Source organism: Kitasatospora sp. NPDC088134 (assembly GCF_044741705.1).
In the GTDB taxonomy this organism is placed as follows: Bacteria; Actinomycetota; Actinomycetes; order Streptomycetales; family Streptomycetaceae; genus Kitasatospora.
Window position 1 is genome coordinate 42,632 of the sequence record NZ_JBIUTD010000003.1, and the last position, 17,626, is coordinate 60,257.

General features: G+C 73.6%; 18 protein-coding genes and 1 pseudogene. 8 read left to right on the plus strand and 11 right to left on the minus strand.

From position 1 onward, the window contains the following. Window positions 1–56: 56 nt before the first annotated feature. From lpdA to cobU, 5 genes and pseudogenes are all read right to left on the minus strand, one after another. The gene (gene lpdA / locus ACIOHG_RS06000) at window positions 57–1,463 is read right to left on the minus strand and encodes a dihydrolipoyl dehydrogenase (RefSeq protein WP_400945849.1); all 1,407 of its coding nucleotides are present in this window, start codon (window positions 1,461–1,463) and stop codon (window positions 57–59) included. Window positions 1,464–1,830: 367 nt separating this feature from the next. After that, on the minus strand, window positions 1,831–3,327 hold the full coding sequence (locus tag ACIOHG_RS06005; RefSeq protein WP_400945852.1) for a leucyl aminopeptidase: 1,497 nt from the start codon (window positions 3,325–3,327) through the stop codon (window positions 1,831–1,833). 224 nt (window positions 3,328–3,551) lie between these two features. Then, window positions 3,552–4,295, minus strand: a complete 744-nt coding sequence (locus ACIOHG_RS06010) for an adenosylcobinamide-GDP ribazoletransferase (protein ID WP_400945855.1) — start codon at window positions 4,293–4,295, stop codon at window positions 3,552–3,554. Window positions 4,296–4,311: 16 nt separating this feature from the next. Next, the gene (locus ACIOHG_RS06015; RefSeq protein ID WP_400945857.1) at window positions 4,312–5,430 is read right to left on the minus strand and encodes a nicotinate-nucleotide--dimethylbenzimidazole phosphoribosyltransferase; all 1,119 of its coding nucleotides are present in this window, start codon (window positions 5,428–5,430) and stop codon (window positions 4,312–4,314) included. 11 nt (window positions 5,431–5,441) lie between these two features. Continuing rightward, window positions 5,442–6,005 (minus strand): annotated as a pseudogene (cobU, locus tag ACIOHG_RS06020) (bifunctional adenosylcobinamide kinase/adenosylcobinamide-phosphate guanylyltransferase); the annotation flags it as partial. An 87-nt stretch (window positions 6,006–6,092) separates the two neighbouring features. Here cobU and ACIOHG_RS06025 point away from each other — a divergent pair. Beyond that, window positions 6,093–6,293, plus strand: coding sequence for a hypothetical protein (locus ACIOHG_RS06025; protein ID WP_400945860.1), 201 nt, complete (start codon window positions 6,093–6,095; stop codon window positions 6,291–6,293). 63 nt (window positions 6,294–6,356) lie between these two features. On the opposite strand, the gene ACIOHG_RS06030 is transcribed toward ACIOHG_RS06025, so the two are convergent. Next, window positions 6,357–7,049 (minus strand): class I SAM-dependent methyltransferase, encoded by a 693-nt coding sequence (locus ACIOHG_RS06030; RefSeq protein WP_400945862.1) that lies wholly within the window; start codon window positions 7,047–7,049, stop codon window positions 6,357–6,359. A 206-nt stretch (window positions 7,050–7,255) separates the two neighbouring features. Beyond that, window positions 7,256–7,855 carry a DUF3043 domain-containing protein gene (locus tag ACIOHG_RS06035; RefSeq protein ID WP_400945864.1) on the minus strand — a complete coding sequence of 200 codons (600 nt, stop codon included), beginning with the start codon at window positions 7,853–7,855 and terminating at the stop codon, window positions 7,256–7,258. A 218-nt stretch (window positions 7,856–8,073) separates the two neighbouring features. Between ACIOHG_RS06035 and ACIOHG_RS06040 the strand changes: the two genes are divergently transcribed. Together ACIOHG_RS06040 and ACIOHG_RS06045 are read left to right on the plus strand one after the other, a co-directional pair. Continuing rightward, window positions 8,074–8,847 (plus strand): PspA/IM30 family protein, encoded by a 774-nt coding sequence (locus ACIOHG_RS06040; RefSeq protein WP_035861856.1) that lies wholly within the window; start codon window positions 8,074–8,076, stop codon window positions 8,845–8,847. A 27-nt stretch (window positions 8,848–8,874) separates the two neighbouring features. Next, window positions 8,875–9,168 (plus strand): hypothetical protein, encoded by a 294-nt coding sequence (locus ACIOHG_RS06045; RefSeq protein ID WP_400945866.1) that lies wholly within the window; start codon window positions 8,875–8,877, stop codon window positions 9,166–9,168. A gap of 91 nt (window positions 9,169–9,259) precedes the next feature. Here the strand turns inward: ACIOHG_RS06045 and nadA are convergent, their stop codons facing one another. After that, on the minus strand, window positions 9,260–10,438 hold the full coding sequence (gene nadA / locus ACIOHG_RS06050; protein ID WP_400945868.1) for a quinolinate synthase NadA: 1,179 nt from the start codon (window positions 10,436–10,438) through the stop codon (window positions 9,260–9,262). Window positions 10,439–10,624: 186 nt separating this feature from the next. Here nadA and ACIOHG_RS06055 point away from each other — a divergent pair, with 186 nt between their 5' ends. The 3 genes from ACIOHG_RS06055 (at window position 10,625) to ACIOHG_RS06065 (ending at window position 13,603) form a co-directional block, all read left to right on the plus strand. Next, complete coding sequence (locus tag ACIOHG_RS06055; RefSeq protein WP_400945870.1) at window positions 10,625–11,551, plus strand: NADP-dependent oxidoreductase; 927 nt, start codon at window positions 10,625–10,627, stop codon at window positions 11,549–11,551. Window positions 11,552–11,643: 92 nt separating this feature from the next. Next, window positions 11,644–12,096, plus strand: coding sequence for an Lrp/AsnC family transcriptional regulator (locus ACIOHG_RS06060; RefSeq protein WP_400945873.1), 453 nt, complete (start codon window positions 11,644–11,646; stop codon window positions 12,094–12,096). Between the two features lie 139 nt (window positions 12,097–12,235). Further along, window positions 12,236–13,603: a pyridoxal phosphate-dependent decarboxylase family protein gene (locus ACIOHG_RS06065; protein ID WP_400945876.1), complete on the plus strand. Its 1,368-nt coding sequence runs from the start codon at window positions 12,236–12,238 to the stop codon at window positions 13,601–13,603. A 202-nt stretch (window positions 13,604–13,805) separates the two neighbouring features. Here the strand turns inward: ACIOHG_RS06065 and ACIOHG_RS06070 are convergent, their stop codons facing one another. After that, the gene (locus ACIOHG_RS06070; protein ID WP_400946670.1) at window positions 13,806–14,687 is read right to left on the minus strand and encodes a GNAT family N-acetyltransferase; all 882 of its coding nucleotides are present in this window, start codon (window positions 14,685–14,687) and stop codon (window positions 13,806–13,808) included. A 205-nt stretch (window positions 14,688–14,892) separates the two neighbouring features. On the opposite strand from ACIOHG_RS06070, the gene erpA reads away from it, so the two are divergent. Further along, window positions 14,893–15,249 (plus strand): iron-sulfur cluster insertion protein ErpA, encoded by a 357-nt coding sequence (gene erpA / locus ACIOHG_RS06075; protein WP_400712499.1) that lies wholly within the window; start codon window positions 14,893–14,895, stop codon window positions 15,247–15,249. Between the two features lie 89 nt (window positions 15,250–15,338). Here the strand turns inward: erpA and ACIOHG_RS06080 are convergent, their stop codons facing one another. Both ACIOHG_RS06080 and ACIOHG_RS06085 read right to left on the minus strand, forming a co-directional pair. Continuing rightward, complete coding sequence (locus ACIOHG_RS06080; protein WP_400945878.1) at window positions 15,339–15,959, minus strand: hypothetical protein; 621 nt, start codon at window positions 15,957–15,959, stop codon at window positions 15,339–15,341. A gap of 96 nt (window positions 15,960–16,055) precedes the next feature. After that, on the minus strand, window positions 16,056–16,265 hold the full coding sequence (locus ACIOHG_RS06085) for a hypothetical protein (RefSeq protein WP_400945880.1): 210 nt from the start codon (window positions 16,263–16,265) through the stop codon (window positions 16,056–16,058). Window positions 16,266–16,469: 204 nt separating this feature from the next. On the opposite strand from ACIOHG_RS06085, the gene ACIOHG_RS06090 reads away from it, so the two are divergent. Beyond that, on the plus strand, window positions 16,470–17,441 hold the full coding sequence (locus ACIOHG_RS06090; protein WP_400945883.1) for a carbohydrate kinase family protein: 972 nt from the start codon (window positions 16,470–16,472) through the stop codon (window positions 17,439–17,441). The last annotated feature ends 185 nt before the right edge of the window (window positions 17,442–17,626 follow it).

Below are 17,626 nucleotides of genomic sequence, written 5' to 3' on the forward strand. Positions count from 1 at the left end.
GTTCCAGCGACTCCTATCAAGTCTTGCGTACAGGAATGAACGGGGACGGGGCGCGATCAGTCGTGCGCGTGCAGCGGCTTGCCGGCCAGCGCGAGGTGGGCCTCGCCGAGGGCCTCGGACTGGCTCGGGTGCGCGTGGATGAGCTGCGCGACCTCGGCGGGCAGGGCCTCCCAGTTGTAGATCAGCTGGGCCTCGCCGACCTGCTCGCCCATCCGGGCGCCGACCATGTGGACACCCACGACGGCGCCGTCCTTGACCTGGACCAGCTTGATCTCGCCGGCGGTCTTGAGGATCTTGCTCTTGCCGTTGCCGGCCAGGTTGTACTTGAGGGTGACGACCTTCTCCTTGCCGTACTGCTCGACGGCCTTGGCCTCGGTCAGGCCGACGGACGCGACCTCCGGGTTGGAGTAGGTCACCCGCGGGATGCCGTCGTAGTCGATCGGGACGACCTTGAGGCCGGCGATCCGCTCGGCCACCAGGATGCCCTCGGCGAAGCCGACGTGGGCCAGCTGCAGGGTCGGGACCAGGTCGCCGACGGCGGAGATGGTCGGCACGTTGGTGCGCAGGTACTCGTCGACCAGGACGTAGCCGCGGTCCATCGCGACGCCCTGCTCCTCGTAGCCCAGGCCGGCCGAGACCGGGCCGCGGCCGATGGCGACGAGCAGCACGTCGGCCTCGATGGACTTGCCGTTCTCGGTGGAGACCCGGACGCCGTTCTCGGTGTACTCCACGCCGGAGAAGCGGGACTTCAGCTCGAACTTGATGCCGCGCTTGCGGAAGGCGCGCTCCAGCAGCTTCGAGGAGTTCTCGTCCTCCAGCGGCACCAGGTGCGGCAGGCCCTCGACGATGGTGACGTCGACGCCGAAGGACTTCCAGACCGAGGCGAACTCGCAGCCGATGACGCCGCCGCCGAGGATGATCGCCGACTTCGGGATGTAGTCGAGCTTCAGCGCGTGGTCGGAGGAGATGATCCGGTTGCCGTCGATGTCCAGGCCCGGGATCGACCGCGGCACGGAACCGGTGGCGAGCACGATGTGGCGGCCCTCGACGCGCTGGCCGTTGACGTCCACCGAGGTCTGCGAGGAGAGCTTGCCCTCGCCCTGGATGAAGGTGACCTTGCGGGAGGCGACCAGGCCCTGCAGACCCTTGTACAGGCCGGCGACCACGTCGTCCTTGTACTTGTGGACGCCGTTGATGTCGATGCCCTGGAAGGTGGCGAGGACGCCGAACTCCCCGGCCTCGCGGGTCTCGTCCGCGACCTCGGCGGCGTGCAGCAGCGCCTTGGTCGGGATGCAGCCGCGGTGCAGGCAGGTGCCGCCCAGCTCGCCCTTCTCGATCAGCGCGACGCTCAGGCCCAGCTGCGCGGCACGGAGCGCCGCGGCGTAACCGCCGCTTCCGCCTCCGAGAATGACTACGTCGAAAACGGTGCTGGCGTCGTTCGCCACGTCACGTCCTCCATGCAAAAGGTGCGGATCGCCGGGCCGGTCGCGGTCCGGTGGGTGAGTGCCCTTGTAAGAGCGCCCAGTCGTGCCGGAAATACATCTTTGCACTTGTTGGCGGCGGGTGGCGTCGGCGGGTGCCCCGAGGTGCGCCCGGGGCGGCCCGCACGGCGGCGACATGACCCGTTCCCGGAGGTATCGTCGCAGCTCACAGCCCGGAAAACGGCAAGCGGAGGTACTCCGTCCGGGGGGCTTCGGCGGCGGGGTTCCGCTCTGCGGAATCAAGTTTCGCCGGAGGCGAACACGGCATCGAACCGGCCCGGCGGGCTACCGGCTGGTAATGCGCGTGGGGCCCGGCACCGTGCGGTGCCGGGCCCCACGCGGGGTCGGATCACTTGCCCGCGGCGGTGTCCTCCGCGAAGCGGACCAGGGTGCGCACCGCGCTCGCGGTGCCGCCCTTCGGGGTGTAGCCGGACGCGCCGCCCTCGTTGAACGCCGGGCCGGCGATGTCCAGGTGCGCCCAGGCGGTGCCCTCGGCCACGAACTCCTGCAGGAACAGGCCGGCCACCAGGCCGCCGCCCATCCGCTCGCCCATGTTCGCCAGGTCCGCGACGGTCGACTCCACCATGCCCTTGCGCAGGTCGGCCGGCAGCGGCATCGGCCAGGACTGCTCGCCCACCGCGCCCGCGGTCTCGTGCAGCTTGGTGCGCAGCGCCTCGTCGTTGGCCATCACGCCGAAGGTGCGGTTGCCCAGCGCCAGCACCATCGCGCCGGTCAGGGTCGCCACGTCGACGATCACGTCCGGCTGCTCCTCGCCGGCCTTCACGATCGCGTCGGCCAGCACCAGGCGGCCCTCGGCGTCGGTGTTCAGCACCTCGACGGTCTTGCCGCCGTACATCCGCAGCACGTCGCCCGGACGGGTCGCCGAGCCGGACGGCATGTTCTCGGCCAGCGCCAGCCACGCCGTCACGTTGACCTGCAGGCCGAGCCGCTTGGCGGCCACCACGGCGGCGAACACGGCGGCGGCGCCGGCCATGTCGCACTTCATGGTCTCGTTGTGGCCGGCCGGCTTCAGCGAGATGCCGCCCGAGTCGTAGGTGATGCCCTTGCCGACGAAGGCCAGCGAGGCCTTCGCCTTCGGGTGGGTGTAGGCCACCTTCACCAGCCGGGGCGGGTTCGCCGAACCGACGCCGACGCCGAGGATGCCGCCGAAGCCGCCCTTGGCCAGCGCCTTCTCGTCCAGCACCTCGACCTTGAGGCCGTGCTCCTTGCCCGCCGCCTGCGCGATCGCGGCGAAGGACTTCGGGTTCAGGTCGTTCGGCGCGGTGTTGACCAGGTCGCGGGCCCGGTTCATCTCCTCGCCGACCACGGTGGCGCGCTCCACGGCGGCCTTGGCGTCCTTCGAGCCCTTGCGCTCGACCACCACGACCAGCTCGGCGACCGGGGCCTTGCCCGCCTCGCCCTTGTAGGCGCCGAACGCGTACGCGCCGAGCAGGCCGCCCAGCGCGACCGCCTCGACCTCGTCGGCGGAGCCGGCCGGCAGCGCCAGCGCGACCTTCTTCGACCCGGCCAGGGTGCGGGCGGCGACACCGGCCGCCCGGCGCAGCTCCTCGGCGCCGAACGGGCCGTCGACGGCCTCGCCCAGGCCGACGGCCAGCAGCAGCGGAGCCTTCGCCCCGGCCGGCGCGGGAAGCTTGACCGCCTCACCCTCGGCACCGGTGGCGCCCAGGGTGGTGAGGACCTCGGCCAGCTTGCCCTCGAACGCCTCGACGACCGCCTCGGCACCGGACGCCACGACCAGGCCCTTCGGGCCCTTCGCCACGCCGATCACCAGGGCATCCGCACGCAGGCTCACGGCGGAGGAGGTGCTCACAGACAGTGCAGTCACGACAAATGCGTCCTGTTCTTTCGCGGTCCACGGCCGGTGACGGCTCCGTTGCCGCCCGGCGAAACCCAGGCAGACTCCGCGGCGAAACGGGGCGCAGGGCCAGGGTGCTCACCGCATGGTAGTCCGCATGGTGGGATCGCGCCGCCCCGCCTGCCCGGGTGCACGAACCGCCGCGACGCGTGACGGTCCGTGAGTTCGTGCACCGGTCGGTGGCCGACGGCCGGTCAGGCCAGCGCCACGGCCACCAGGGTCGCGGTCGCCGCGGTCTCCACCAGCGCGCCCAGCACGTCGCCGGTCACCCCGCCGAACCGCCGCACGCACCGGCGCAGCAGCAGCGCCGCCGCCGCGACCCCGACCAGCAGCGCGGCCCCGCACTGCCAGCGGGCCGCGCCCGCCGCGCCCGCCGCCAGCACCGTCACCGCGACCGCCGCCGCCGGCGGCACCGTGGCCGCCACCATCGCGCCCAGCCCGCCCGGCCGGGCCGCCGGCACCGACCGCAGGCAGCCCCAGGCCAGCGCCGTCCGCCCGGCCACCGCCGCCACGCAGGCGGCCAGTGCCCCGCGCCCCGGCGAGAGCGCGAACTGCCCGGCCAGCGCGGCGACCTGAGCCAGCATCAGCAGCAGCAGGGTCAGCACGCCGAACGGGCCGATGTCCGACTGCTTCATGATCCGCAGCGCGTCCTCGGCGGCCTTCCCGCTGCCCAGCCCGTCCGCGACGTCCGCCACCCCGTCCAGGTGCAGCCCGCGGGTCAGCAGCGCGCCGGCGGCCACCGCCGCGACCGCCCCCAGCAGGGCCCCGCCGCGCCAGGCCGCCAGCGCCCCGGCCGCGCCCGCGACCGCGCCGACGGCCAGCCCCACCACGGGCGCCAGCACCATCGCGGCCCCGCCCGCGGTCCGGTCCCAGCGCTCCACCCGGACCCGGAACACCGTCAACGTGCCGAAGGCGAACCGCAGTCCGTCCGGCACCACCCGCCGGGAGCCCACCTCAGTAACGGCCCAGCAGCTCCGAGGCCGTCGGCAGCTTCGCCGGGGCGCGGGGCGGCAGCGGACGGGCGCTGGGCACGGCGACCGGCTCGGCCAGCGTGTCGGTGGCGGCCTGCAGCAGCGGCAGCGCCAGCACCGCGGCGACGCCCTCGCCCATGGTCACGCCGGTGTCCTGCAGCGGCGTCAGGGTCAGCCGGTCGTACGCCTTGGCCTGGGCCGGCTCGCCGGTCAGCGCGGCGGCCCGCCACCACTCCGGGGCGCGGAAGGCGATCCGCTGCGCGACCAGCGCGCAGGCCGCCGAGACCACGCCGTCCAGCACCACCGGCAGCTTGCGGACCGCGGCCTGCAGCAGGAAGCCGGTGATCGCGGCGAAGTCGGCGCCGCCGGTCGCGGCGAGCAGCGCGAGCTGGTCGCCGAGCACCGGGCGGGCCCGGCGCAGCGCGTCGCGGATCGCCGCGCACTTGACCATCCAGACCCGGTCGTCGACGCCGGAGCCGCGCCCGGTGACGGCGGCGGCGTCGGTGCCGCACAGTGCGCCGACCAGCACCGCGGCCACCGTGGTCGAGCCCACCCCGAGGTCGCCGAGCAGCACCAGGTCCGTCCCGGCGTCGGCCTCCTCGTCGGCGACCGCCATGCCGGCCCGGAAGGCCCGCGCGGCCTCCTCGGCGCTCAGCGCGTCCTCCACGTCGATCCGCCCGGAGCCGCGCCGGACCCGGTGCCGGACGACCTCCTCCGGGAACTCGGCGGGGTCGGCGTCCACGGCCACGTCGACCACCCGGACGTCGGCGCCGTAGCGGCGGGCCAGCACCGCGACCGGGGCGGTGCCGTCCAGCACCGCGCGGACCCGGTCGGCGGTGCCGCCGCGCGGGTCGAGGGTGGAGACGCCCAGCGCGGCGATGCCGTGGTCGGCGGCGAACAGCAGCACCCGGGCGCCGGTCAGCGGGCGCACCGGCGCCTCGCCCTGCACGGACGCCAGCCAGGCCCCCAGCTCCTGGAGCCGGCCCAGGCCGCCGCGCGGCACGGCCAGCTGCTGCCAGCGCTCCTCGGCGCCGCGCCGCGCACCCTCGTCGGGCCGTTCGACGAGCGAGGAGAAAGTGTCGAGATCCACGGTGGTGTCCATCGCTCGGCAATCTACACGGACACCGCTTTGATGGTCAGCACCTGTCCGGCGACCACCAGCAGCACCTGTTCGGAGGCGTCCGCGACAGCCATGTTGAGCCGCCCCAGGGTGTCCCGGAACCGGCGTCCGGCGGCGGTCGCGGGGACCACGCCCAGGCCGACCTCGTTGGAGACCGCGACCGCCGTCCGCCGGGTGCCCGCCCAGGCCGCGGCCAACGCCGCGCACCGGGCCTCCACCGCCTCCCGGCCGCCGTCCTCCCACACCCCGTCCGTCCAGGCCCGGTGCTCGTCCATCACCGCGGTCAGCCACAGCGCCAGGCAGTCGATCAGCACCGGCGCCGGGTCCTCGGCGTCCGCCAGCACCTCCTCCAGCGCGCAGGTCTCGGCGGTCCGCCAGCCCGCCGGGCGGCGCTCCCGGTGCAGGCCGACCCGGTGCGCCCAGTCGGCGTCGCCGTCCCGGGTGCCGGAGGTGGCCACGTACAGCACGTCCCGGTGGTCGGCGAGCAGCCGCTCGGCGTGGGTGGACTTGCCGGAGCGGGCGCCGCCGAGGAGCAGGGTGCGGGGAAGAGGCATGCGATCATCCTGCCGGACGGGCATTGCCCGCCCGCCGGATGGGCACGCTTACCGGCACGACCACCGGCACGACTCACGGAGGAGCCCCGCATGGTGTGGACCTGGCGCTACGAGAAGAACGACGGCACCGTGGTGGCCCCGGCCGGCGGCGCCGAGGAGTTCCCCAGCCAGGGCGACGCCGAGTCCTGGATCGGCGAGGAGTGGAAGACCCTGCTGGAGGACGGCGTCGACCGGGTGGTGCTGGTCGAGGACGGCCGCGACGTCTACCCGATGAGCCTGCACGAGTCCTGACGCCCCGTCACCGGCGCACGGCCCCCGCCCGCGCACTTCGCCCGCCCACTTCCGCGCGAACGCTCACTTCCGCGCGAAGACGTGCAGCAGCGCGGCCACCCGCCGGTACGGGTCCTGCTGGCCGGCCCGCTCCTCGGCGTCCAGCAGCTGGCCGAGCTGTCGGCCGTCCACCGGGGCGGCCTCGTCCGGCATGGTGTCGGTGAACACCCGCACGCCGTACCAGTGCCGGACCGGGACGGAGAACCCGGCCAGGGTGTCGGAGAGCTCGTCGATCCGGTCGGCCCGGGCCGGCAGGCCGAGCCGGTTGGTGTACCGGGTCGAGTCGAAGGCCTCCTGGCAGGCCCGCCAGTCGCCGGTCAGCCCGGCCCGCATGGCCAGCGCGTCGCCGTTGCGGACCAGCAGCGAGAGCTGCCCGTCCGGGGCCAGGATGCGGGCCACCGAGGCCAGCATCGGGTCCGGGTCGGGCAGGTACATCAGGGTGCCGTGGCAGAGCACCAGGTCGAAGCTGCGCGGCCCGAACCAGCGGCCCACCTGGTGGCCGTCGCCGACCAGCAGCTGCAGCCGGTCGCGGACCTCCGGCGGTTCGGCGGCCAGCGCCCGCTGGGCCTCGCCGAGGCGGTGCTGGTCCGGGTCGATCCCGGTGACGAAGTGCCCGGCCCGGGCCAGCCGGAGCGCCTGGACGCCCTCGGCGCAGCCCACGTCCAGCACCCGCAGGGCGGTGCCCCGGGTCAGCTGCTCGGCGAGCTGACGGGTCACCAGCTCCTGGCGGACCAGGTTGTGCAGGCCGCCGTGCCGCTCCAGCCACTCGCCGGCCCCGCTGTGGTACGGCCCGCCGCGGGCCGGCAGCCGTCCCTGCCGGTCCGGCGGCCCGTACTGGGCGGGGATGGGGACGCCGGGCGCGCCGAAGGCCCCGACCGGCTGCTGCGCCGGCGGGGCCCAGTACGGCGGAACGGCCTCCGCGGTCAGGGCCGCTCGCCCCGCTTGACCATCGGCTTCGGCAGCCGCAGCCGGCGCATCTGCAGGGTGCGCATCAGGCCGTACATCACGGCGCCGCGGGTGTCCTGGTCGGGGAAGCGCGCGGCGAGGGCCTTGCGCAGCACGAAGCCGATCCGGACGAAGTCCAGGATCACCACCACGAAGAACACCATGAACAGCAGCGTGGAGAGCAGCCGGAGGGTCTCCACCTGGGTGATGCTGAGCACCAGCACCACGACGGCGTACGGCAGGAAGAACTCGGCCGCGGCCCACCGCGAGTCGATGAAGTCGCGGACGTAGCGCCGCACCGGCCCCTTGTCGCGCGCCGGCAGGGCGCGCTCGTCGCCCTCCAGCAGCGCGGTGCGCTGCTTCTCGCGCTCGGCGCGCATCCGCTCGCGGGCCTGCTTGGCGGCCTCCTTGCGGTCCTTGGGGACGGCGACCCGGGTCTTCCGGTTGGCCTCGGCCTCACTGCGCTTGGGCGTGGGCCGGCCCTTCGGGGCCTGCGGGTCGCGGGACTGCGGCACGTCCTCCTTGGTCATGGTGACGGTGGAGGCGGCGGCGGATTCATCAGAGCGGCGTCGGAACACCCCTCCAGCGTACGGGTTGACCGGCGGCATTCCGCCGTGACCTCGGCCGCGAACCGATATCGATCGTGAGGACGATGCCGGGGCGGGCCTGTTGTAGCAGGCTTGTTGCAGGTCGGTGCACTGCGCCGGAGACCCCGTCGCGCATACACTCGACCTGTCACGAGACGCAAACCCAGGCCCGAAGAAGGGGGCTATCGAGGCCCATGAGCGACGGAATCATGAAGCGTATGGGGCTGATCTTCCGCTCCAAGGCGAACAAGGCCTTGGACCGGGCGGAGGACCCGCGCGAAACGCTCGACTACTCCTACCAGAAGCAGCTGGAACTGCTGCAGAAGGTGCGCAGGGGCGTCGCCGACGTGGCCACCTCCCGCAAGCGCCTGGAGCTCCAGCTCACCCAGCTCCAGCAGCAGTCCTCGAAGTACGAGGACCAGGGCCGCAAGGCGCTGTCGCTCGGCCGCGAGGACCTGGCCCGCGAGGCGCTCAGCCGGAAGGCCAACCTGCAGTCCCAGATCACCGACCTGGAGACGCAGTACCAGGCCCTGCAGGCCGAGGAGGAGAAGCTCACGCTCGCCTCCCAGCGCCTCCAGGCCAAGGTGGACGCCTTCCGCACCAAGAAGGAGACCATCAAGGCCACCTACACCGCCGCCCAGGCGCAGACCCGGATCGCCGAGTCCTTCTCCGGCATCTCCGAGGAGATGGGCGACGTCGGCCTGGCGATCCAGCGCGCGGAGGACAAGACCGCGCAGATGCAGGCCCGCGCGGGCGCGATCGACGAGCTGCTGGCCTCCGGCGCGCTCGACGACGCCAGCGGCCTCGGCCGCAAGGACGACATCGAGGCCGAGCTGGAGCGGGTGGCCGGCGGCAGCGACGTCGAGCTGGAGCTGGCCCGGATGAAGGCCGAGCTGACGGGCGGCACCCCCGCCTCCCAGCCGCAGGCCATCGAGCAGGGGAAGAACGACACCCCGCCGCCCACCATCAACTACCAGAAGTAGTCCCGGGAGCAGGGGAGAAGCACCAGCATGATCATGCGGGTCTTGGGTGAGGGGCAGTTCGAGGTCGCCGAGGGCGACCTGAACCGGCTGAACCAGCTGGACGACGAGCTGCTCCAGGCTGTCGAGGCGGGCGACGAGACGGCCTTCCGGGCCGCGCTCGGCAGCCTGCTCGCGGCGGTCCGTGAGGTCGGCACGCCGCTGCCGCCGGAGTCGCTGGAGCCCTCGGACCTGATCCTGCCGGACGCCGAGGCGTCCCTGGACCAGGTGCGCGAGCTGCTGCGGGACGAGGGCGACGGCCTGATCCCGGGCATCCCGGAGTAGTTCGGGCGCGGTACGTGACGAAGGGCGGGCACCCCACGGGGTGCCCGCCCTTCAGCGTCGCCGGCGCCGTCCGGCCCGGCGAATCGTTCCGTTACGGCAGGGCCAGCATCCGGTCCAGCGCCGCCTTGGCGTACTTCTCGGTCTCCGCGTCCACCGTGATCACGTTCGGGACCCGGCCCTCGACCAGCGACTCCAGCGCCCAGACCAGGTGCGGCAGGTCGATCCGGTTCATGGTCGAGCAGAAGCACACGGTGCGGTCGAGGAAGACGACCTCCTTGTCCGGGTGCGCCTTGGCCAGGCGGCGGACCAGGTTCAGCTCGGTGCCGATCGCCCACTTCGAGCCGGGCTCGGCGGCGTCCAGCGCCTTGATGATGTACTCGGTCGAGCCCACCAGGTCGGCGGCGGTGACCACCTCGTGCTTGCACTCCGGGTGCACCAGCACCGTCACGCCCGGGACGCGCTCGCGCACCTCGTTCACCGAGTCCAGGCTGAACCGGCCGTGCACCGAGCAGTGCCCGCGCCACAGGATCATCTTCGCGTCCCGCAGCTGCTCGGCGGTCAGGCCGCCGTTCGGCTTGTGCGGGTTGTAGAGCACGCACTCGTCGAGGGAGATGCCCATCTCCAGCACCGCGGTGTTGCGCCCCAGGTGCTGGTCCGGCAGGAACAGCACCTTCTCTCCCTGCTCGAAGGCCCACTCCAGGGCCCGCTTCGCGTTGGAGGAGGTGCAGATGGTGCCGCCGTGCTTGCCGGTGAACGCCTTGATGTCGGCCGAGGAGTTCATGTACGACACCGGCACGGTGACGTCCGCGATCCCGGCCTCGGCCAGCACCTCCCAGCACTCGGCGACCTGCTCGGCGGTGGCCATGTCGGCCATCGAGCAGCCCGCGGCCAGGTCCGGCAGCACGACCCGCTGGCGCTCGGAGGTGAGGATGTCGGCGGACTCCGCCATGAAGTGCACGCCGCAGAAGACGATGAACTCGGCCTCCGGGCGGGCCGCGGCGTCCCGGGCCAGCTTGAAGGAGTCGCCGGTGACGTCGGCGAACTCGATGACCTCGTCGCGCTGGTAGTGGTGGCCCAGGACGAAGACCCGGTCGCCGAGCTTCTCCTTCGCGGCGCGGGCGCGCGCCACCAGGTCGGGGTCGGAGGCGGCGGGCAGATCGCCGGGGCACTCCACGCCGCGCTCGCTGTTGGGGTCGGCCTCGCGGCCGAGCAGCAGCAGGGCGAGCGGCGAGGGAGTGGGGTCGACGCCGTACGTCTCGGTGGTGGTCACGGGCGGGTGCCCTCCTGGTGCGGCCGGATCGTTCCCTACCAGCCTTCTCGTCTATCTGACACTATCTATGATAACCGGTTCTCGTCAGCCTGACGATGGACGTTCTGTCGATGTGACGAGAACCGCTCACCGGGATGGACGCTTCCGGCGCGAGGACCCGCCGTGCCGTCCGGTTGGCTGGAGGCCATGAAGGCAATCGTGATCAACCGCTACGGCGGCCCCGACGTGGTCGAGTACACCGAGGTCCCCGACCCCAAGGTCGGCCCCGACACGGTACTCGTCCGCACCCGGGCCGTCGGCGTCAACCCCGTCGACTGGAAGATCCGCGAGGGCTTCCTGGACGGCGCCATGGACACCCACTTCCCGCTGATCATGGGCTTCGACCTGGCCGGGGTGGTCCAGGCCGTCGGCGGCGCCGTCACCGAGTACGCCCCCGGCGACGAGGTGATCGGCTACGTCCGCGAGGACGTCCTCGAACACGGCACCTACGCCGAACTCGTCTCCGCCCCCGTCCGCACCCTGGCCCGCAAGCCCGCCGCCCTCGACTGGGCCGAGGCCGGCGGCCTCCCGCTCGCCGGACTCACCTCCCGGCAGGCCCTGGTCGGGGCGCTCGGGCTGCGCCGCGGCGAGACCGTGCTGATCCACGCCGCGGCCGGCGGCGTCGGCTCGATCGCCGTCCAGGTCGCCACCGCCCTCGGCGCCCGCGTCATCGGCACCGCCGGCGAGCACAACCACACCTTCCTGCGCGGCCTCGGCGTCGAACCCGTCCAGTACGGCCCCGGCCTCGCCGACCGGGTCCGCGCGCTGGCCCCCGACGGCGTCGACGCCGCCCTCGACCTGATCGGCGGCGACGCCGTCGAGGTCTCCGCCGGCCTGCTCAAGGACCCGACCCGGATCGCCTCCGTGGTCGACTGGACCGTCACCGCCCGCGGCGGCCGCTACGTCTTCACCCGCCCCGACCCCGAGGACCTCGCCGCCGTCGCCCGACTCGCCGAGGACGGCCTGCTCACCGTCCCCGTCGCCTCGACCTTCCCGCTCGGCCAGGCCGCCTCCGCCCAGGCCCTGAACGCCGAGGGCCGCACCCGGGGCAAGATCGTCCTGCTGGTGGACTGACCCGCCCGCGGCCGTCCGCGAGAATGGGCTCCGCGGAGCCGACCCTCCCCCGGCCCGCCACCCTCACCCGCACCACCCCGTGGAGCCCTGCCATGAGTACTCGTCGGCCGGTCGAGTCGGACCTCGACGACACCGACCGCCTGCTGATCGAACACCTCGGCCGGGACGGTCGCGCCTCCTACGCCGAGATCGGACTGCTCGCCAACCTCTCCGCCACCGCCGTCCGCCGCCGGATCGACCGGCTGCGGGCGCGCGGCGTGGTCCGCGGCTTCACCGTCGTCCTCGACCCCGGCCTGCTCGGCTGGCGCACCGAGGCCTTCGTCGAGGTCTACTGCCGCCCCCGCACCTCGCCCGAGGAACTGCTCGCCTCGCTCCGCCAGTTCCCCGAGGTCGCCGCCGCCTGGACGGTCACCGGCGACCCCGACGCCCTCGTCCACCTGCGCGCCACCGACACCCGCCACCTGGAAGCCGTCATCGAACGCATCCGCAAGGAACCCGGCGTCCAGCGCAGCCGCTCCTCCGTCGTCCTCTCCCAACTCATCTGAGGCAGGAAAGCTGCGCGGCCCCACTCGAACACGCAGGAAACCGGCCCCCGACGGCCCCGTTCCGACGCGCGCCCGCCCACCCCCGCTGCCTACGCTGATCACGACCCCCGCCCCGCCGCCCGCAGCGAAGAGGACCACCGTGTACGCAGCCCCCGACCGCATGCACACGCCGGACAACGAGCTGGTCGACCTGGTCTTCGAGTACATGCGCGAACGGCTGCAGTACGACCCCGTCCCGCTCGACCACCCCGGCGACGGCGCCCACCTCCGCGAGGTCCTGGCCGGCCTGCTGAACGAGCACGGCAACGACCCCGCCGACGTCCTCAAGCTCTACGACCACGAGCTCTCCCGCGCCGTCATCTCCGCCGACAGCCCGCGCTACCTCTCCTTCATCCCCTGCGCCCCCACCAAGGCCGCCCTGCTCTTCGACATGGTGGTCTCCTGCGCCTCCCTGCAGGGCATCTCCTGGCTGGAGGCGGCCGGCGCGATCGCCGCCGAGAACCAGGTCCTGCGCCTGATAGCCGACCGGGCCGGCCTCCCCGAGAGCGCCGGCGGCACCTTCGTCTCCGGCGGCTCGGCCGGCAACCTCTCCGCCCTCGTCGTCGCCCGCGACACCGCCCGGCGCCGCCTGAACGTCGGCCCCGAGGCCCGGCTGCGGATCGCCGTCGCCGACCAGGTGCACTCCTCGGTCAAGAACACCTTCAACATCATCGGCGTCGAGCCCTTCCCGGTCCCCGCCGTCGACCGCCGCCTCACCGGCCCCGCGCTGCGCGCCGCGCTCGCCGCCGACCCGCACCCCGAGACGGTGATCGCCGTCGTCGGCACCGCCGGTACCACCAACGAGGGAATCGTCGACGACCTGGCCGGCATCGCCGAGGTCGCCCGCGAGCACGACCTCTGGTTCCACGTCGACGGCGCGTACGGCGGCGCCGGGCTGTTCGCCCCCTCGGTCCGCGAGCGCTACAACGGCATCGAGCACGCCGACAGCTTCGTCGTCGACCCGCACAAGTGGCTCTTCGCGCCCTTCGACTGCGCCGCGCTCCTCTACCGCGAGCCGCGCCTCGCCCGGGCCGTGCACACCCAGGACGCCTCCTACCTCGACGTCCTGCACACCGAGGGCGACGAGTGGAACCCCACCGACTACGCCTACCACCTCACCCGCCGCGCCCGCGGCCTCCCGCTCTGGTTCTCGCTCGCCGTCCACGGCGTCCAGGCCTACACCGACGCCATCGAGGCCGGCCTCCGCCTCGCCCGCGACACCGCGCAGCTGATCCGCGACACCGAGCACCTCGAACTCCTCCACGACCCGCAGCTCTCCGCCGTCTGCTTCCGCCGCAAGGGCTGGACCCACGACGACTACTACCGCTGGTCCCGCCGCCTCCTCGCCGACCAGATCGGCTTCGTCACCCCCACCGGCTGGGACGGCGAGACCGTCGCCCGCTTCGCCTTCCTGCACCCGGGGACCACGATGGAGATGGTCGAGGAGATCCTCGCCACGATGGAGTGAGGCACACGCCTGGGCCGTCAGGGGCCCGGGGAACGGCGGGGCCGAGGGGCGTGGGGCCGGGGCACAGTGGGGCGCGACGGGGCTTTCGCCGAGGACCTTCGGCCCGAAACGGGGTGGCGCCCCGCAGCCTGTCGGACACCCGCCACTCGGCGCCGCCGCTCCCCGGGCCCCTGGAGCTTCGCTCCCCGGGCCCGGAAAACCGTTACAGGTAGCCGCCGTTGGGGATGTACGGCGTCGGCGGCCGCATGCCGCGGAGGGCCAGGTAGCCGCGGGTGGTGACGGAGAGGCCCAGGTCGAGGCCGACGTCGAGGGCCCACTCCTGTTCGGCGGTCAGGAAGGAGACGGTGGCCTCCTGCCCGGCGGGGACCCGGGCCAGGGCCTCGCGCAGCAGGCGGGCCGCGATCCGCTTGGAGGTCGCGGCCAGCAGCTGCACCGTCCCGCCGTCCCGGTAGCAGTAGCCGGTGCCGGCCAGGGTGTCGGCGATCAGCAGCTCCTCGAAGTGGGCCAGCATGAACGCGTGGTCGGGGCCGTGCGCCGCGCCGCGCAGGCGGCGGTCGACCGAGTCGAGCAGGTGCAGGTGGGTCGCGTTGCCGGGGTGCACCGGTATGTCGCCCGGGTCGAGCAGCCGCTCCCGGTCGACCGTCCCGGCCAGCCGCATCGCGGGGTGCAGCGTGAACCCGGCCGCCCGGTAGCGGCGGGCCGCGGCCGGCGAGGGCGAGGCGCAGAGCATCCCGCGCAGGCAGCCCCGCCCGTACGCGGTGGCCCGCTCCAGCAGCAGCCGGCCCACCCCCTGCCCCTGCGCGGCGGGCAGCACGACGAACAGCGGCAGCACCCAGACGCCCTCGCGGCGCAGCGACAGCGCCACCCCGACCGCCTCGCCGTCCCGCTCGGCGATCCAGCACCCGTCCGGGTCCGTCACCGCGAGGTGCCGGGCCCGGGCCAGCGCCCGGACCCGGTGGGCCTCGTCGCCGGGCCGGTCGGGGTCGTCCTGCGGCCGGCCGTCCAGGTCGCGGAACGCGGCCCGGGAGACCCGTTGGACGGCCTCGGCGTCGGCGGCGGTGTTCCTGAGCCGGCGAATGATCACCGTCACATCCTGCTGCGCCCCGGCGGCGGGCGGTAGCGGTTTGCCGAAGTGGGCGGTGACCACCGCGGCCCGGTGTGCGAGCATGGGGTGCGTGGGGGAGTGGGCGACGAAAAATGTCCCCCGAACGCACCACCTCCCGGAAATGAATCCGGGGGGCCGCCGGTTGGCACTGGCGGATCACAGTCGTCACCGACCGGGAGTAAGCATGACCGTCCAGGACGAGAAGACCACCGTCGAGAGTGGCATCCTCCTCACCGACGCCGCCGCGGGGAAGGTCAAGGGCCTGCTGGAGCAGGAGGGCCGCGACGACCTCGCGCTGCGCGTCGCCGTGCAGCCGGGCGGCTGCTCGGGCCTGCGCTACCAGCTGTTCTTCGACGAGCGTTCGCTGGACGGCGACGTCGTCAAGGACTTCAACGGTGTCAAGGTCGTCACCGACCGGATGAGCGCCCCGTACCTGGGCGGCGCCACCGTCGACTTCGTGGACACCATCGAGAAGCAGGGCTTCACCATCGACAACCCGAACGCCACGGGCTCCTGCGCCTGCGGCGACTCGTTCAGCTAATCCCTGAACACGCATGGCGAGGGCGGTTCCCCGGAGACGGGGGCCGCCCTCGCGGCGTTCGGCGGCGGGTCAGCGCGGGTCAGCGCGGGTCAGCGCGGGTCGCCGCCCGTGACGCCGTTCTGCGGGGGGAGCTGCTGCTCGGTCGCGGTGTCGACCACGGCGCCGCCGGTCGTCATCGGCTTGGATAGCTTGACCACGGCCTCCTGCCCCTTGATCACCATCGGGCAGGCCTTGCCGGGCTCGGCGGTCTGGGTGACCACCACCCGGAGCCGGACCACCGGCGGGTTGTCCTCCTCGACCTTCACGCCGTACTTGTCGCACACCCCGGCGGTGAAGAACACCGTCAGCTGGGTGGGGCTGTCCTGCCGGTAGCCGGTCGCCGGGATCTTCACCGCGGTCGGCGGGCGCTCGCCGACGGCGATCCCGGGCGTGGTCGGCCCGGGCGTGGTCGGTGCGTCCGTGGGCTGCGTGCCGGTGCCCGCCGTCGGGCTCGACGCGGCGGGGGCCGAGGCCGACGCGGAGGCGGACGGAGAGGCGTCGGCGGACGGGCTGCCGCTCGCGCCGGCGGAGACGGTGGCTGCGGCGCCGGACGGGCCGGAGCTGCTGCAGGCGGTCAGCAGGCCGGCCGCGAGGGCCGCGGCGGCGAGTCCGGTGGCGGCCCGGCGCACGGTGGTGGCCTTGGCGGAGACTGCTGCGGTGCTGACGTCCATGATTCGCGTTCCTCCCGAGGGTCCCGCGGTGCCGCCGGTAGCGGCACCGCGCGGATTTGACGTGCCCGGGAGGAAACCGGTTCCCGTGCCCCGGGGCTACTCGCCGAACTCCGGCATCCCGGCGACCACCCGGCGGGCCGCCGGCGTCACCCGCACGCCCAGCACGGCCGGGGCGGCGGCCGCCGGGTGCGGGCCGACAGCCGGCCAGAACCGGCCCAACCGGCGCGAGGAGTCCAGGAGTTCGGCCAGCGACTCGACCTCCGCGAACCTGCTCGATGGTCGCCCGGGGGAGTGCTCGATCACCATGCGGTACCAGCTCCGATCGCCGTGCCGCGGCCGCTCTGCCGCGGACTGACAAAGGGGCCGTGCACCGGCCCCCATGTCTGCGACCCTAGGCCGACCGCAGCCGCCGCGACACCCCTACCAATCGGTAGTACCGGTTCGGGCGGGTACCGTAGGCGGATTGTTGCCCCTGCTCCGGCCCCTGCCGGGCCGCCCGAGGAGACCCCCGTGCGCATCGCCGTCGCCGGCTCGATCGCCACCGACCACCTGATGACCTTCCCCGGACGCTTCTCCGACCAGCTGGTGCCCGAGCAGCTGCACACGGTCTCGCTGTCCTTCCTGGTCGACACCCTGGACATCCGCCGCGGCGGCGTCGGCCCGAACATCGCCTTCGGCATGGGCGTCCTCGGCCTGCGGCCGGTCCTGGTCGGCGCGGCCGGCGCGGACTTCGCCGAGTACCGCAGCTGGCTGGAGCGCCACGGCGTCGACACCCGGTCGGTGCACATCTCCGAGACCCGGCACACCGCCCGGTTCATGTGCACCACCGACCAGGACCACAACCAGATCGCCTCCTTCTACACCGGCGCGATGGCCGAGGCCCGCAGCATCGAGCTCCAGCCGATCGCCGACCGGGTCGGCGGCCTCGACCTGGTGCTGATCGGCGCGGACGACCCGGCGGCGATGGTCCGGCACACCCAGGAGTGCCGGACCCGCGGCTACGCCTTCGCCGCCGACCCCTCCCAGCAGCTGGCCCGCCTCGACGGCGAGGACATCCGGGAGATCGTGGACGGCGCGGCGTACCTCTTCACCAACGAGTACGAGGCCGCGCTGATCGAGTCGAAGACCGGCTGGTCCGCGGAGGAGATCCTCGGCCGGGTCGGCACCCGGATCACCACCCTCGGCCCCAAGGGCGTCCGCATCCAGCGCGCGGGCGAGCCCGACATCCTGGTCGGCTGCCCCGCCGAGGAGCGCAAGGCCGACCCCACCGGCGTCGGCGACGGCTTCCGCGCGGGCTTCCTGGCCGGCCTCTCCTGGAACCTCGGCCTGGAGCGCGCCGCCCAGATCGGCTGCATGCTCGCCACCCTGGTCATCGAGACCGTCGGAACCCAGGAGTACGAGCTCCGCAGCGGGCACTTCGTCCAGCGCTTCGAAACCGCGTACGGCGTCGAGGCGGCGAACGAACTCCGCGCCAACCTGTAGCGAAGCCTGCTTTCAGGGGCCCGGGGAACGGCGGCGCCGAGGGGCGGGTGACCAGCAGGCTGCGGGGCGCCACCCCGTTTCGGGCCGAAGGTCTTCTGGCCGACGCCCCGTGGCGCCCCACTGTGTTCCGGCGATCAGCCTCTCGGCCCCGCCGTTCCCCGGGCCCCTGATTTCGCGCCCTCGTC

Excerpts from the sequence above, each read along its gene's own strand:
- ACIOHG_RS06025 (WP_400945860.1), top strand. The coding sequence starts at position 6,093 with ATGGTGTGGACCTGGCGCTACGAGAAGAACGACGGCACCGTGGTGGCC.
- ACIOHG_RS06055 (WP_400945870.1), top strand. The coding sequence starts at position 10,625 with ATGAAGGCAATCGTGATCAACCGCTACGGCGGCCCCGACGTGGTCGAG.
- ACIOHG_RS06040 (WP_035861856.1), top strand. The coding sequence starts at position 8,074 with ATGAAGCGTATGGGGCTGATCTTCCGCTCCAAGGCGAACAAGGCCTTG.
- erpA (WP_400712499.1), top strand. The coding sequence starts at position 14,893 with ATGACCGTCCAGGACGAGAAGACCACCGTCGAGAGTGGCATCCTCCTC.
- ACIOHG_RS06085 (WP_400945880.1), bottom strand. The coding sequence starts at position 16,265 with ATGGTGATCGAGCACTCCCCCGGGCGACCATCGAGCAGGTTCGCGGAG.
- ACIOHG_RS06045 (WP_400945866.1), top strand. The coding sequence starts at position 8,875 with ATGATCATGCGGGTCTTGGGTGAGGGGCAGTTCGAGGTCGCCGAGGGC.
- ACIOHG_RS06060 (WP_400945873.1), top strand. The coding sequence starts at position 11,644 with ATGAGTACTCGTCGGCCGGTCGAGTCGGACCTCGACGACACCGACCGC.
- ACIOHG_RS06080 (WP_400945878.1), bottom strand. The coding sequence starts at position 15,959 with ATGGACGTCAGCACCGCAGCAGTCTCCGCCAAGGCCACCACCGTGCGC.
- ACIOHG_RS06015 (WP_400945857.1), bottom strand. The coding sequence starts at position 5,430 with ATGGACACCACCGTGGATCTCGACACTTTCTCCTCGCTCGTCGAACGG.